We start from the raw sequence: 15,248 nt of genomic DNA, 5'->3' as shown, positions 1-15,248 counted from the left end.
GGGCGCGCTATAAAATCACCCCATTCTGATCATGACAAGGCTTAATCTCATCCTGAGACAGGCATCGTGCTTCACAAATCGAGCGATATCGTCCAATCAACGCGCTCTCTATGGAAATTGACCATTCATTCCAAGAATAATGGGCTCGGTAAAACAGACCGCGTTTTTGACGCGCGGTCTGTTTTTGATTGTTTCAGAAAGCGACTTCTTCGCGGTCTGGGAAGGCGATGGCGAGTTCGAGCTCTTTTTTACCGCAGGATTTTGGTGCCCGGGCCAGGGGGATAATGCCCTTGCCATTTGTCCAGTGTGAGCAGCCATCCTCGATATTGTTCCACCCTTCCCGTCAGGTTTGAATTGATATCCCTGAAGGTTGCCATTGATCGTGACGTTACCATTCGTCGTGTGAATCACGAGTTTACCGCTTGAGCGCGTCACGCCAACGATTGTCGTCGGATCAAGATCGGTGATGTCGAAAGAGTAGTTGCTGGAATTTGACGTGACCGTAAGGGATTTAAGCGCTGCGCTTTTGTCACGTAAACGGCGGCTGCGGCATAAAGATATATCGTTGCGGCGCCAATCTGATTGATGAAGACCCTTCCCGACTTCGCGTAAATCCTTATATTACCCGATGTGTAAACATAGCCATTTTCACCGACAGCGGCTTTGGCCGACCCGTTGACGGTGATATCCCCTTGCAGCGTTGTCCCGGCATTAATAACCGCTTTTCCGCCAAACATCTGAATACCATTAAGCGTACCGCCGCTTGTCTTGACATATCCGTAATTGACATAGGAATTGGAGACGTGGCCACCCTGCAGATAAAGTCGACGGCCATTAAGCGTATTACTATCGCCTTTACCGCCTGATTTGAAAACGGCGCCCTTGCCCTCGTCCAAAGACTGATTGTTAACTGCCGAGGTGCTACTATCGACGACGCCGCATTTGAAGCCGCCGATCCATTCATACTTCATTTTTGCTCGCTCCTAAAGCATATCGAATTTGAAATTTACTTATAAAAAAAGATGGCGTGGGCCAGCCCGACGCTGAAATTGCAAGTATTCGTATAGAAGCGATGTGTTGTTGTCGCGTAACGACAGTTAATGCACCCCAGTCAGGCTGGGATCATCCGGACCATGGGTGGAACGGCCATTGACCTGCGCATCCATGAAAAACGTCAATAGGTCGCGATATTCTCGTAAATAAGTCAGCTCCGCCGGTGTTGCGTCGTCGCTGTCGCCCCCTTCGATCTGATCACGCGGGAACATCGTGCCCGCCATCATCAGAAAATCCTCGAAGAGCCGAACTGGAAAGACTGAGCCGCTAAAGGTCACGGGGGGATGGAAAACATCTTGATTCCCCCATAGAAAATGCCCAACCTTTGCTTCCCGCAGGGCACAGCCCGCGAAAGATCCCGCCGCGAAATCAACATTTTCAAACTTCGCGTCGGATAAAGCGGCACCGTCGAAACGCGTATTCGAGAGAGACGCGCCCCGGAGATCAGCCTCGACGAGGGAGGCCCCGCAGAAATTTGCCTGGGTCAGATCAGTATTACTGAAATCCGCCATTTTCAGAATGGAGCCGTAAAGTTGCGCATCGTTAAATGAAGAATGCGCGAACTGTGCGCCCATGGCGTGGACACCGTTGAGGCGCGCCTGGTCAAACCGGCAGGCATGGAGCGTGGCGTGATTGAAGGAGCTGCCGGAAAATCCCGTCCGCTAAGAGGCGCATCCTCGGTCAGAAGCTGTTTGAAAGCGGCGCCCATCTCGGCCTCAACCTTTGTTAGATGAGCGCGCCCTTCAAACAGTGACGTCCAGCTACCGACATTATGACCAAGCTGCGACAACATGCCGACGCCCGTCACGGCAACGCGGTGAATCTCCCGATGTCGTTTCGTCACGTGGCGGCCCTTTCGACCGCAGTCGAATCATTGAGAACGGCCTGCTTCTGAGCGATAACTTCCTCAAGAGCGATCACGATATCGTCGACGGTCTTGAGCTTGCTGGTGTAGAAATCGTCAGGGATGACGATACCCAGCCGTGTTTCAAGCTCGAAAACCACCTCGACGAAATCGAAGCTGTCAGCCTGCAAATCCTCAACAAGGCGCGTATCCGCCGTGATCAGATTTGCTTCATTTTTGAAGTGTTTCGTCAACTGATCGATAACGATCAATAAGAGATTAGACATTCAGCCCATCACCACTGAAAAGATAAAGGTTTTATTGGATCGTCAAATAGTTCAGTAAAAAAATTTTAAAAAAGCTAATATCCAAGGTACGCGCGGCGGTTAAACGTCTCGGCACAATAGTCCTGAAGCACCCTTTAGACGCCGGACATGGTAAACGCCGTCGTCGCTGGAGCGCTACGCGACGAGTAACGTCGAACTCGGTGAAAATGTGGGATGTTATCAAGGTGAAGCAAGTTTTCGAAAAGTAAAATACGCCGACAGTTGGAGTCTGAGAGACAGAGAATTTTTGGTGTAAGTTGACGTAAATGCCAACATTCTTTTAAAGAAAATTTAACTTTAATATTTTGGTAGTGATTTTAAGCCTGAATGTCGGGGCGCTTATCTTCACGACAGCTGCGCTCTCGGCGTTTGATTTACGGGTTCTCAGAGGATATCGTGGTGGAGCTGAGGGGAATCGAACCCCCGACCTCCTCATTGCGAACGAGGCGCTCTACCAACTGAGCTACAGCCCCACGAAGGCCTGGTACATACTCGGCTTTATCATCTTGTCAACAGATGAGTTGTGCGCTCTGCCGCCGCTCGAAGATCATGTCGCGATAGATGACACGCTGGACTGGCTTGATCGCGTCCTGGGGCGTTACGCCTCGCCCTCGTGACAATCTGGTGCCGGGGACGTCAAAAATCCGGTGGACACGCATCATATGGCGCCGCATGTGCCTCATCCTTTCCATCAAGATCAATCAGATCGGCCAGGCAGCCAGGACATTGGGCGGGCGGCGTGGGCGCGTACGTGGTGAGCGGCCCGTCACCTACGTTGCCAATCATTGTTCCTGGCTTGATATTCCCGTGCTTGGGGTGCGGTTTTACTCTGTTTTCGTCGCCAAGCGTGATATCCGATCATGGCCGATTATGGGGCTGGTTTCCAAAATCGGGCGGTCAATTTACGTCAGCCGTCATCGACGTTCCACCGCGCAGGAGCGTGACAATATGGTGGCGCGGATGATCGGCGGCGATAATCTTATTCTTTTCCCGAAAGGGATGGCGCCCCTCGTCCAGCCCGTTTCCATCGCCTACGACACGCTGGATGGTTTGTCCGTTCATCGTCGTCGGCGCGGTGTTTTTGCCTGGTACGGGGATATGGAATTGGGGCCGCATATCTGGCAATTCGTCAAACACCGGGGCAAGCGCGTCTCAATCCTGATGCACAAGCCGCTCGCGCCGGAGGATTTTAAAACCCGCAAGGCTTTGGCACAGGCCGCCTTTAAAGTCGTCGCGGAAGGCGCAGCGCAGTTGCGTCAGAATGTCGATGGCTTGACGGGCTGGCATCCCCTGATGGAAGAAAAGGCGGAGCGCATCTGACGGGAGACACCGTTAAGTCTACCGAACCGCGCGCCGATCGCCGGCATCGCCCGGCAGAAAAGGAGTTAAGAATGAGTGATGCCCTGCCTGACCGGCTTTGTTCAAGCCCGGATAGCAAGTTTTATGATGAAGCCATCCTCGGTAAAGGCATTGGCGTCTGCCTCAACGGTGAGGAGCGGACCAATGTGGAGGAATATTGCATCAGCGAAGGTTGGGTCCGCCTCGCTGTCGGCCGCACGCTGGACCGCCGCGGCCGCCCGATGACCATCAAAGTGTCCGGGAAAATCGAGGTCTGGATCAAGGGAGATGGTGAGAAAGCGTAAGTCGGGAGATGTCCTGGACGCTTGAGATGCTGCCATATGGCTGTGCCCGCCCTTGAAGCGGCTCCGGCAAAGCATTCCCCTAAAAAGGCGTCACTGAAAATTGCGCACGCGGGATTTGAGCGAGGTCGTCTGTATCTCGCCCTCTTCCAGTTCGGGACGCAGCAGGGGGCCGGCATCTTCCAGACGTTCAACGACAATATGCGTCACCTCGCCTTCACGTTGTAAAATCCCATGGCAGATCAGCGCGCCCGCAGCGATGACAATGGCACGCTGGGCCTCAATACGGTTTTTCCAGAGGATCAGGTTGGCAAAACCGGTTTCATCCTCAATGGTGATGAACATCACCCCCTTTGCCGTGCTGGGGCGCTGGCGCATCAGCACCAGCCCGGCGATCGAGACACGCTGGCCATCCCGCTTTTCGGCAAGGGCACCGCAGAGCAGGATGCGGCGTTTTGTTAGGGCCGGGCGGATAAAGGTAAAGGGGTGGGCCTTCAGGCTGAGGATGTCGTATGGTAATCCGCGTGCACATCGCGCTGCGGCGGGATGGGGGCAGCGTGACGGGCGGTTCAATACAGGCGATTTCAGGGCGATTGCGTGTGCGGGATGACGCTGCGAAAAGCGTCAGCCTGGGCCAGATGCTCCAGCGCGGCCAGAGGCACATCGGCCCGATGCCAGACATCGGCGATATTTTCATAAAGCGGGACGCGCCGTGCAATCAGGCGTGCTGCGTCGTCATGCGCCAGTGCCTTGACCAGACGCATCTCCAGCCGGACAGCGTGGCGTCGGCCGCCGGGCCGCCCCTCCCAGCATGCAATCCCATTGGGAGTGGTTGATGTCGACGGGTCTGATCTCCACACCATGTTCCCGCGCGTCGCGCACAATCTGTGCCGGAGCGTAAAACCCGATGGGCTGGCTGTTGAGCAGCGCCGCGCAGAACATATCAGGATGATGATATTTCAGATAGCAGGAAACATACGCAATGCGCGCAAATGACGCGGCGTGACTTTCCGGAAAACCGTACGAGCCGAAACCTTCAAGCTGGGAAAAACGCGTTCCGCAAAAGAGGGGCCATAGCCGCGCGCAATCATGCCACGCACCAGCTTATCCCGGAAATGGGAAACTCCGCCCGTAAATTTGAATGTCGCCATGGCGCGGCGCAAAGCGTCCGCCTCATCCGGTGTGAAACCGGCACATTGAATGGCGATCTGCATGGCCTGTTCCTGAAAAAGCGGGACACTCAACGTTTTGCCCAATATGTTTTCCAGGGTGGGTGAGGCGCATGTGGCTGCCTCCAGCCCTTCACGGCGACGCAGATAAGGATGCACCATATCGCCATCGTTCGGCCTCGGCCGAACGATGGCGACCTGCACGACGAGGTCGTAAAACGTGGTGGGTTTCAGGCGGGGCAGCATCGCCATCTGGGCACGGCTTTCAACCTGGAAGGTGCCCAGCGTGTCCGCTTTGCGGATCATGGCGTAAGTGGGTTTGTCTTCAGCCGGGATACTGGCCATGTCAAGTTGCAGATAACGATGCGCCGCCAGCATCTCGAAACAGCGCCGGATGCAACCCAACATGCCGAGGCCCAGAATATCCACTTTCATGAAACGAAGCTGGTCGATATCATCCTTGTCCCACACGATAATCTGGCGGTCATTCATCGCGGCAGGCTGGATCGGGACCAGACCATCGAGCCGGTCACGCGTCAAGACAAACCCACCGGGATGCGTCCCTAATTGCCGGAGGAAACCCCCAGGATCTGGCGGGCGAGATGGACGGTCAGCGCCATCCGCCGGTCGCTGAGGTCCAGCCCCATTTCGGCGCTGCGGGACCAGAAGAGCGCATCGTCACCCAGGGCGGAGACCAGATGCGTCGATAAAAGCGACAGAAGATCCGCCGAAAGCCCCATCGCCTTGCCGACATCGCGCAACGCGCCTTTGGCCCGGTAGCGGTGGACCGTGGCGCACAAGGCGGCATGGCCCCGCCCGTAACGGTGATAGATCCACTGAATCACTTCTTCCCGGCGGTCACTTTCAAAATCGACATCAATATCGGGGGCTCCCGCCTTTCAGCCGATACGAAGCGCTCAAACAGAAGGCCGCTCTGGACCGGGTCGATTGAGGTGATGCCGAGCACATAACATATGGCGGAATTCGCGGCTGAGCCCCGCCCCTGACAGACAATCCCGCGAGAGCGGGCAAATTGCACGATTGTGTTGACGGTCAGAAAATACGGTGGGTAATCCAGCTTCGCGATCAAGGCCAGCTCATGCGCGATCTGCTGGCGGACTTTTTCAGGCGCGCCATAAGGATAGCATTGCGGTGTGGCGGCCATAACCAGACGCTCCAGCGCCTGTTGCGGCGTTTCCCCCGGCATGTCGCTTTCCTGCGGGTATTGATATTTGAGGTCATCAAGTGAAAAGCGGCATAAAGAGGCGATATGCTGTGTGCGTTGCAGTGCATCCGGATCATGCGCATAAAGCTGGCGCATCCTGGTACATAACGTCATCAGCGGCGATCAGCGGGATATGGGTGCGCCGCGCCATATCAGCCAGCATGGTCGGTCTGTGCCCGTCACCCCCATGGAAATGCCGCGTCAACGCCAGAAATAAATGATGTGGCGTGCCTTCCTACCCTAAGGCGGCCTTCATCTGATGCAGTTGTGAAACGCAGATGGCGGCGTCTTCTCCCCCTGTCGCGTGGCGCGCGATAGGGCCGCGGCGTCGGAACCAGGATAAAGCAGAACTCTCCACTGTCATTTGGATAAGCCTGGTCTGTATCCGTCTGGTATTGTGCTGCATCGGCAGGGTTGTCATTTTGCCCGTGTGTCCCCGTTGCGCCTGCCGCGACAGGATGTGCTGCGGTAGGTGGCGCATGATGTGTCGGCGGGGCGGCGGGGCGGCGGGATGGGCGAGGTCATGCCAATCGAGTGCAAATGTCTCACGCGTGCCGCGTTTATAGCCGAGTGTCAACCAGAAGCACAGTCGCGCCCATACTGTGCGGTCCTTGGGGTAGACCAGCAGGATCGTACCATCCGTCAGTTGCAGGCAACAGCCCGGGATCAGGCGGATCCCCGCCTCCCTGGCGGCGCAATGGGCCTGCACCAGCCCGGCGACCGTCTGATGGTCAGCGATCCCCATGGCTTTATAGCCCATTGCCGCGGCTGTGGTGAAAAGCTCGGAAGGATAACTGGCGCCACGCAGGAAGGAATAATGGGTCGCAACCTGAAGCGGCATCGGGAGACAGTTTTCCGTCACGTGGAATCATCCAACGCATCATCATGTGCCACTTCCTCCGGGGCGGCGGGGGCGGCGTTTCGTGCCGGTTGCACAGGGATGCGCCCATGCGGTGGGGCCGGTATTCTGGTGTAAATGACGAAGCCGCAACGTTGCAGATGCGCAACCAGGCGCACGGCGACGAGACGGGCCATCAGCTCATCCGCGTTGTGGATGCGGCGGCGCGCATCGAAACGCAGGGCATGCATCAGGGCTGAGCCGATATCTTCAGGCGAAGCGGAGGTGAGGCTGTCCATTGTCAAATGAAATATCCCGGCAATCAGATGTTGGGAAATAAAAATCTCAGAAAAGACCATGTACAAACCAGCTCTGGTCCCCTGCCCAGTGATGCACACCGTCACCACGGCGACAAAGCCAGAAGCCGCGCCCCTGTTTCATCCTCCACATGCCAGTAATCGCGTGTTGCGCCATATTTCGTGTTTGTGTGCCACCATCCCATGCAGGCGTTCCGGGCCTTCAGCGGGACGGATATGATGAATGGGCCCGTGCCAACGGAAGCTGCGCGGCGGCGCATCCTGTGGCTGGGTGACGCTGTCGATGATGGTCATATCGGCCGTTACGAGGCGTATGGGTTCTGCCGGGTGCAGCAGCCGGGTGGGGCGGGGCGCAAAAACGGGAAAATCCTCGCCAGCGCGTGACGTGACACTCAGGCAGTCCTGCCATGCCTGCGCGCGCTCCGGAATGACGGAGGGGGGCTGGCACAAGCCGGAAGACTGCCCGCACCCCCGGCTTATTATGCAGATGGTCCAGAAACGGCTGGTATCGCGCGGCCTGATGATCTGATGTTGCGGCCAGCAGGCCATGCTGCATTTGTAAAACAGGCGCCGCTTCAGTGACATGGACGCGCATGGCCTCAATGCCGAAGCCTGGTTCAATATGGGCGATACAGTTTTTGAGCAGGGTCAGCAGATAAGCCGGATCATTGACAGGTTCGGCTGTGACAATTGACACGGATTGCGCGGCACGGTCCACCCGCTCACAAATGAGGGAAAGGCGCCGCACCCCCTGGCCTCGTTTCTGCAGAAGAGGACAGATCTCCACCAGTAAGACTTCCATGGCGATGGCCTCTGCCGTCATGATCGGCTCCCTTAAACTGCGCCGGATAATAAGGGAGGGGGGTGGGCGTCAGGGGTTGCAGCGGTTTGTCCCGCAGGCCCAGCGAGGCGCACGGCATGATGGCCGCTGACTTCCATACGGGTTTGGGACGGTCTGAAGCAAAGATGCTTCCCCGCCATGCAGATGGGCGCTGCCAGTGATGTCAATCCAAATCTCGTCCGGCGGGGCGGGTGCGCACCATGGTGCGCACCCAGCTGAACCAACGTGCCAGATCTTCCAGCGCGGCGGCATCCTGTGCCGGTGTTGCCAGGGCGATGGTCATGCCGGGCGTGACGCCACGCTGCTGCGCGTGCTGATCCACCGCAATGACGATATTGCGATGATGATCGTAAGTGTAAAGCGCGATACCCGATGGTGTTGTGGGTTTGCCCCCTTCTTGTTGACGCCGCCAGAGGTCAGTGCGCCAGTGTGGAAACCACACGTGAAGGATGCGCCGTGTCATGAATAATCGGGTCAGGGAGCTCGAAAGGTGAAAGGGGCCATTGATGCGGTCGGCCTCCGCGGTGACGCTGAAGGTCGAGACGCCACGGCATTTGGGACGCCGTGGCGGTGTCGCCGGGTCCAGCAGCGGGGTGTGAGGAGGGTATTTTCAGTGCAGGGCGCTTCAGGCGTGATCAGCCACCTTGTTGTGCTGGTCGTGGGGGGCTGCTTCGTCGCATCTGGCAGGGCACAGTGATAGAGTAAAATGCCCAGCCCCCACCCTGCTCGACAGCAAGCTGAAACCGGCGCGAGGCGGTCAGGTGAAAAAGGCGCGGCGATTCAATCACCGTCGCGGCAAAATGCGGCTCACGAAGGGCATCTTCACAGATACTGGGCACGACGGCTTCCTCAGCCTCAATGCAGATGACACGCTCCGGATTGAGCCCGTGCTGGGAAAGACCCATGGCATAAAGGGAGGAAAGCTGCGTGCCAATCCATAGGACAGGCCCTGGATGACGTCCCAGGATTGAGGCGATGAAACGCGCCGACTGGGCGACATAGCCGCTTGTATCAAAAAACTCATAAAGGGCACCGCGCAACAGCCCACCACCCAGATGAGCATCAGGGCGGGGTAGACCTGTCGCGCAGAATTGCGCCTTTGCCGCCGGGGCATAATGGCGCTCGATCCGGCGGATCTGCTCACGTAAAACAATAAGGTTGCATTGTTCGCGCATGAAACGCCTCCATGAGAACACAATAGGAACGAATAAAAGGTGAACGCAAGCTTTTTGGCCGGTGATGTCGGGGGGGGGCGATATTGCCATCCAGGGTGTTGGGGAAGCTCGGAAATCTGCCGCGATGACAGCAGTTATTTTTTATAATCTATTGATATGACATATGTTTTTCAGGGATGCGCTGGGTAAGATGCTTCCATGACGTGCCGATATTAAAATCTCGCACCTACCCTCTGACGCTTCCCGCGACTCGGTTTGCAGACGTCAGCGGGGGCATTGACATGTTGTGACGGCTAACCGTGTTGGCGGATAATTGACTGAGCTATTATGCAATCTGCGTGGCTTCATTTTCTTCTGGCATCGTAGGCTCCGGAAGTGCCCGCATGATAATTTCAGCTTCTAGCCCTGTCTGAATAGTCCTCTCTTGCACAGGATGCGCAGGCGTGATGCTTGTCATGTTGCAAGTCCGCTTCCACGGGGTTGCGAGGGCGCTACGTTGATGAATGACGCGGGACTTAGGGAAACAGGCTTTAGCTGTCCCTTATCGTTCCCTCACACCTGAAACTTGCTGGACGATTGGACGCCTCGTGATGTCAAAGGAAAATACCGTTATGCGACTGTCCATATCGGGTAATTGACCAGTCACGGAGAAAAGATCCTCCACGGCATTCGCCTCTTTCATCTCCGTGAGATACTCACCACTATCCAGTTTCTGCTTCCAGTGGAGGAGGAAACTATTGTTTCCGGTGCGGGCTAGAAGCGCAAGACCACGGTCCACACGTTCTTGATAATAATCAGTATGACGCATGTAAAAATGCGAAACACTTGCGGCTACGCGCATCCGATCGGAAATTTCAGGGGTGATTTCAGAGGCGTTGATATTCCAAAATGGCGTGTCATCGGAGAATACGCGGTTGACGCCTCGTGGGTTGAAAGGATTATTTTCAAAAAATGGTAACCAATGCCATGCTGGATGGGACATGGGTGATGCATAAGGAAAGGCAGATCGAGAGCTGTCGAGCGTACTAAAATTTTCGTTTGTTCACTCATCAGGGCGCGACGTTTTGTGAATAATTGCAGGACGCGATCGGCGGATTGTTTTTCAATATCGTTATGCCCAAAATTGAACCAATTCAGGTAGATAACATCAACATCATGCGGGAACGACCATAAGTATTCTTGCAATGTCGCATGACGAGGGAGCGTGATAAACTCGTCAACATCAAGAAAACTTATCCATCCGTGGTCGTGATAATGCACATGTGCCCAGTGCATGTAAGCTTCCCACTGCTGCCCAATAGAAGGGTGATGCCTGAACTCAATAAAACCTGACTCAATCCATGGTAAAACAGTCCTGTACATGGATACCTGGTCATCATCATTGCAATAGAAGTAGACTTTATCAACACCAATAGTACGGTGATATGAGAGCCACTCGTTTAAATAGAGGTTTTTATTTCTTTCTATTGTGACAAGGCATACGCTCATATTTTAATCTTTATTACGAATATTGGTTTGGATGGGAATTCTACGGTCGTAATTGATAGTGAATTTTAAGTTAACAGAAATCGCGCATTCTGTAAATTTCCTGGTGCTGTAAGCGCTCGTTAAAGTCGCAAAAGGATTCGGAAATTCTACGATTGAATCGCGTTATTTATACAGTCATCAGAAGGCGCTTAAGGTCGGCGGGTACGGATTCATCGCATGATGAGCGGTTTGATTGATCAGAGGGGACAAGGACGGGCTTGCATTATTGTCGGGTTTATTCGGCCACGGGGCAGGTTGCCCGAGCAATGGGGGCTTGACGGGAGTGACCCCTGTAAAACAAACGAAAGTTGAGGCGTGGAATTCGGAGACGATTTTGCGCAGAATGGCAACGTGCCGTAGGATTAAACCGGATTATACATGCTTTGCCGCCATCCCCTCAAGCAAAGGCTGTAGAAAAGGGAAGGATCCGAGCTTTACAGCTTCAATTATGATGCAAGCAAGTGATCGCGGCGATCTTATTCACGCTCAGCCGTGACCATGACGTAACCCGGGATTGGTTCAGCCTGAATGAAGTTGTAACCGGCCGAGGGTTTCGGATGCGCGGATACAGCCGACTTCCAGCCCGTTCCAGTTTTTGAGGGGTGCGCGGCTGAGTGATGCCAGAAGGGTGTGATCCTCATCCGACCCGGTCAGGGCGGGAATTTTTTTGCAGAAAGGCGGCAAGGGCAACCTCAGCGGCACGATTGGCGCCATCTTCCACTTTAATGGCGATGCCAAGCCCGACATCCGGTACGGAGGCGACCATGACACCTTCAGCACCCATTTTACAGAAAACGCGCCTGCCGAAATGGGTGATCAACCTCGTATCGAACCGGTCCGTCCTCGCCAGCATGAAGGGCGCGGCCGCGATGGCGGCACGCAGCCTTGCCGCGGCCTTGCCACGATCTGCTTCCAGCGTATCGCTCGCGCCGAAACGCGTAAAACCATGTGCGAGCTGACGCAGCGGGATCGCGTAAGTCGGCATGGAGCAACCATCTACCCCCCGATTATAGGCGTCATGCGGTGTATCAGTCATTGCCGCGAGAGCTGCCGTGACCTGTTTTTGCACGGGGTGCTCCGGCGCTACGTAATTTTCAGGGTCGAGCTGCTGGTCCAGAGCGAGGCAGACCAGACCGGCATGCTTGCCGGAACAATTATTATGCAGCGCTGAAGGTTAGCCCTCTTGAGCGGCCAGATCGTGGCACGCTTTATCCCCGAGCGGCCAATGTGCGCCGCATTCCAGACAGGCGACTGTGGCCCCCGCGCGCTGAAGGATGCCCGCGACCGTCCGAGTATGGGCTTCCTCCCCATTATGCGAGGCACAAATGACGGCCAGTTCGGAATCCGTCAGCTTCAGACGGGATGCGGCCCCGCTTTCCACCAATGGCAGGGCGAGGAGTGGTTTGACGGTGGAACGCGGAAACACGGCCATTGTCGTGTCGCCCTGGGCGAGCACGTCCCGTCCGGAAGCATCGACGATGGCGATGCTTCCATAATGGCGCGACTCAACGCGTCCCCCACGCTCAACTTCGGCAATCAGGAGGCGCATATCTTCGTCTGACTTTCAACATAACACATCGCATCACACCTGGACCGGTTTCGGCGCGCGTCACGTTGCTCCGCAAAGGGGCATCGCATGTCCTGTCCGGATCTGCAATATGGGACAAAAGCATTTGTAAAATCTCTCAACCAAGCTGGCGCAGCGCTTCCTCATTGATACTGAATTGCTTTGTTGTGGTGTGATAGTCGATGACCTCGAAATGAGATCCAAGCCCATTCTTCCGCGAGTTGATCCACCGTCATTCAGGATGGACGCACACGATGTTTGTCGTGTGCGTCCCGAGTAACCTGAAGAGAGCGCTCGCGATTTTGGTAGGGCCTTCGTGACGCGCGCCGTTTGTCTCGGATATGCTTCATCATGAGAGAATAGCCAGGCGCGTTTTCTGCTGCCATAAAGGCCGTCTGCCTCGTCTTCAGGATTGCGCTATCATCGTCGTATCAATATATAAAAAGTTCCGTTTGTCGATATGAGTCTCATATCCAAACCCGCTCCGCTCCGACCTACCAAATTTTTAAGAGATCCTGATTGAGTGGACGTTACTGTCAGCGCGATGCGGGACGAGCCAGGGCCAGCCCATGCTGATACTGTAGCCGTAAAGGGTGAGCCTGGAGCCGCCCCGTAAAACTGATGATCCGAGCGCCACCGAGGCCGATATTAAAAGTCCATACCGAACCAGCATTCACAGCGATGTTTGAAGGTATAAATTGCGATGGAATGCGCACGGGTTTGCCGAAGACATTTGCCTCCTGACCAACGACGTGAACGCTTCTACCTGTCGGGGCACCGCCGCCGGGAATGAGCGGTGGCGTGGGGATGGTGGGGTTATTGGGACTAACGGGCGTATTGCCGAGTGTGGGGGTGTAAGGCGTTACCGAGTATTCCACAGCGCCGGGGTCGGTGATCACGCAGGTTGAGCCATTCATCCTCAATGAAACGTTTTGCACAACGGGCGCCAGTATGCCGCTGAGATCAGCACCTTCCGTGAGTCGATGGGTTTCAATGGATGCGACATTCTGAGCAAGATTCGTGATATTCAATGTGACGCCGCCTGAGCTTTCACGGTAATTCCGGGAGCGCGGGGTGAGCTCGGCATTATTCGGTATCTGCGGCGCAAGGGGCTTCCGGTTGACGACATCATTATTTTGAAGCGTCGCTGGATTTTTACTACCGAAATAATGTTGCACCGACCAATCATCGGCAATTTGTGCAACCGTGCGGCCGGAATCGACATAGTGCTGCCGATACAGCCTTCTGTTGGGAGGGGGGGACGTTCGGCCGGCTGAGGGAGCGATCAACGCGGTGATTAGAAACGAGTATTTTGACAATGTTGCTCGCCTTCTCAGCGAGGATGCTGACTCCCGTGGTCGACGCGTCTGTCGTCATCATAAAGTTCGGCGTTTGTTTAAGTTGATTGAACATTGCGAAAGCCTGCGCGGCATAGGTGCAAAAGCTTTTGAAATTCGGGTTGACCGGATTGGGTTCATCATTGAATAAGCCGAAGGAGAGCGCGCCGCCTCGGTAATAATAGGCGCGATCGACCTTGTAGGACTGCATATAGATCAGAGATGACGCGATGTAAGGGGCATTTTGCGCGGATTGGACCTTTGTGAAGACATTGGTGGATGCCTGAGGCGTTGAATTCCATTCGGTGCAAAGGCTCTCCGCGTTGCCAAACCCATAGCGTTGCAGGCTGTTCTGGATGCTGTTGCCGATATCAATGATATTTTGCGGGTCCGATGTCGTATTCGCGTAATAATGCCACGAGAGGAAGTCGATCGGAACATTGTTTGACCGACAGAAGGAGAGAAGCCCGTCCAGATAGGCGCCGCCCGGATTATAACCATTCGCAACGCCCGGCCCGCCGACCTTGGCATTGGGGTCAAGTTCCTTGATCTTCCAGGCGATCTTTGAATAAAACTCGTAATACCGATTGGGGTCGTTACTGTTCCAGAAAAACGTAAGATCGGGCTCATTTCAGATTTCCCAATAGGCAATTTTACGTGGGATGCCGGACATATTGAGCTGCTGAGAGTAACGTTGGACGAGGGTTGAGACGAGGGTCACGTAAATGTCGAAATTGGCGGATATCACATAACCGCTATCGATGGTTCGCCCAAGGCGAAAAAGGACCTCGCGATTGATGCCCTGCGGGTTGACGCGCGCATTATTATTCATGATCCGACGGATGTAGTCATCGGTGATATCGTAATTCGCGTCTCTGAAAGCCAAATCATAATTGCCCTGGCTCATCCCCGTTGCGGCATTGGGGTAGATGGTGCGCGCATTGTCGAAACGCGCGATAAAATTACGTGCCTGCCCCGCCTGCGCATTTGGCACATTCGGAATCAGCTGGTTATTATTATTCTGCAAACCTGCGACGGCCCCATTATCGAGGTCGCCAACACCATAAATATCGTGCAGACGGATATGGGTGATGCCCATCTGGTTGAATTGATCTTCCAAATCCGGGAAGCCGGGCATGACGGAAATGGGCGAGCCATTGACACCCGCGACATCCTTGAGCTGGCCGTTATTGCCTTTCGATGAATCCTGAGAATTATAATTGATATTGATAGAGAGCATGATTCAGGACGTCCCACATTGTTATTATTGTTTCTGTGAGGAGTTTGCGGCCTCTCGGGCGCGCCTGGTTTCCTCACCTTGAAACAATTATATTCCGCGACGGCCTGTTCAAAAACGCCGCGGGATAAATCAAGTGATGGGTCGCAGAT

The 15,248-nt window shown here is 55.1% G+C and carries 14 protein-coding genes, 1 tRNA gene and 5 pseudogenes; 2 read left to right on the top strand and 18 right to left on the bottom strand.

Annotated features, from left to right (window positions below; all coding sequences use genetic code 11):
- Positions 1-431 precede the first annotated feature (431 nt).
- The 5 genes and pseudogenes from AAYR33_08990 to AAYR33_08970 all read right to left on the bottom strand — a co-directional run bounded on the left by AAYR33_08990 (position 432) and on the right by AAYR33_08970 (position 2,696).
- A complete protein-coding gene (locus tag AAYR33_08990; GenBank protein ID XAO71114.1) occupies positions 432-971 on the bottom strand; it encodes a hypothetical protein in 540 nt (179 codons plus the stop codon).
- 126 nt (positions 972-1,097) lie between these two features.
- Entirely contained in the window at positions 1,098-1,565 is a 468-nt protein-coding gene (locus AAYR33_08985; protein XAO72449.1) for a pentapeptide repeat-containing protein, read from the bottom strand.
- A gap of 6 nt (positions 1,566-1,571) precedes the next feature.
- Positions 1,572-1,652, bottom strand: a pseudogene (locus AAYR33_08980) (hypothetical protein).
- A 241-nt stretch (positions 1,653-1,893) separates the two neighbouring features.
- Positions 1,894-2,184: a phosphopantetheine-binding protein gene (locus AAYR33_08975; protein XAO71113.1), complete on the bottom strand. Its 291-nt coding sequence runs from the start codon at positions 2,182-2,184 to the stop codon at positions 1,894-1,896.
- Positions 2,185-2,620: 436 nt separating this feature from the next.
- Positions 2,621-2,696 (bottom strand) — tRNA-Ala (locus tag AAYR33_08970).
- Positions 2,697-2,844: 148 nt separating this feature from the next.
- On the opposite strand from AAYR33_08970, the pseudogene AAYR33_08965 reads away from it, so the two are divergent.
- Together AAYR33_08965 and AAYR33_08960 are read left to right on the top strand one after the other, a co-directional pair.
- Positions 2,845-3,543 (top strand): annotated as a pseudogene (locus tag AAYR33_08965) (lysophospholipid acyltransferase family protein).
- Between the two features lie 71 nt (positions 3,544-3,614).
- Positions 3,615-3,866, top strand: a complete 252-nt coding sequence (locus AAYR33_08960) for a DUF3297 family protein (GenBank protein ID XAO71112.1) — start codon at positions 3,615-3,617, stop codon at positions 3,864-3,866.
- Positions 3,867-3,956: 90 nt separating this feature from the next.
- Here AAYR33_08960 and AAYR33_08955 read toward each other — a convergent pair.
- The 13 genes and pseudogenes from AAYR33_08955 to AAYR33_08895 all read right to left on the bottom strand — a co-directional run bounded on the left by AAYR33_08955 (position 3,957) and on the right by AAYR33_08895 (position 15,099).
- Positions 3,957-6,353, bottom strand: a pseudogene (locus AAYR33_08955) (error-prone DNA polymerase).
- A 139-nt stretch (positions 6,354-6,492) separates the two neighbouring features.
- A complete protein-coding gene (locus AAYR33_08950) occupies positions 6,493-7,119 on the bottom strand; it encodes a PHP domain-containing protein (protein ID XAO71111.1) in 627 nt (208 codons plus the stop codon).
- Positions 7,116-7,394 carry a hypothetical protein gene (locus AAYR33_08945; GenBank protein ID XAO72448.1) on the bottom strand — a complete coding sequence of 93 codons (279 nt, stop codon included), beginning with the start codon at positions 7,392-7,394 and terminating at the stop codon, positions 7,116-7,118. Before AAYR33_08945 ends, AAYR33_08950 begins: the two co-directional genes overlap by 4 nt.
- A gap of 220 nt (positions 7,395-7,614) precedes the next feature.
- Positions 7,615-8,235 (bottom strand): hypothetical protein, encoded by a 621-nt coding sequence (locus AAYR33_08940; GenBank protein XAO71110.1) that lies wholly within the window; start codon positions 8,233-8,235, stop codon positions 7,615-7,617.
- A 181-nt stretch (positions 8,236-8,416) separates the two neighbouring features.
- A complete protein-coding gene (locus AAYR33_08935) occupies positions 8,417-8,716 on the bottom strand; it encodes a hypothetical protein (protein ID XAO71109.1) in 300 nt (99 codons plus the stop codon).
- 172 nt (positions 8,717-8,888) lie between these two features.
- Complete coding sequence (locus tag AAYR33_08930; protein XAO71108.1) at positions 8,889-9,428, bottom strand: hypothetical protein; 540 nt, start codon at positions 9,426-9,428, stop codon at positions 8,889-8,891.
- Between the two features lie 541 nt (positions 9,429-9,969).
- Positions 9,970-10,206 (bottom strand): hypothetical protein, encoded by a 237-nt coding sequence (locus AAYR33_08925; GenBank protein XAO71107.1) that lies wholly within the window; start codon positions 10,204-10,206, stop codon positions 9,970-9,972.
- Between the two features lie 53 nt (positions 10,207-10,259).
- On the bottom strand, positions 10,260-10,916 hold the full coding sequence (locus tag AAYR33_08920) for a glycosyltransferase family 2 protein (protein XAO71106.1): 657 nt from the start codon (positions 10,914-10,916) through the stop codon (positions 10,260-10,262).
- 676 nt (positions 10,917-11,592) lie between these two features.
- Positions 11,593-12,504 (bottom strand): annotated as a pseudogene (locus AAYR33_08915) (asparaginase).
- A gap of 554 nt (positions 12,505-13,058) precedes the next feature.
- Positions 13,059-13,700, bottom strand: a complete 642-nt coding sequence (locus AAYR33_08910; GenBank protein XAO71105.1) for a hypothetical protein — start codon at positions 13,698-13,700, stop codon at positions 13,059-13,061.
- Positions 13,701-13,707: 7 nt separating this feature from the next.
- Entirely contained in the window at positions 13,708-14,070 is a 363-nt protein-coding gene (locus tag AAYR33_08905) for a hypothetical protein (GenBank protein XAO71104.1), read from the bottom strand.
- A 234-nt stretch (positions 14,071-14,304) separates the two neighbouring features.
- Positions 14,305-14,430: pseudogene (locus AAYR33_08900) on the bottom strand (hypothetical protein).
- Between the two features lie 60 nt (positions 14,431-14,490).
- Positions 14,491-15,099, bottom strand: a complete 609-nt coding sequence (locus AAYR33_08895; protein XAO71103.1) for a hypothetical protein — start codon at positions 15,097-15,099, stop codon at positions 14,491-14,493.
- Positions 15,100-15,248 lie beyond the last annotated feature (149 nt).

This window comes from Acetobacteraceae bacterium, from assembly GCA_039613835.1.
Taxonomy (GTDB): domain Bacteria; phylum Pseudomonadota; class Alphaproteobacteria; order Acetobacterales; family Acetobacteraceae; genus Sorlinia.
This window is presented reverse-complemented; position numbering and strand designations above follow the sequence as displayed.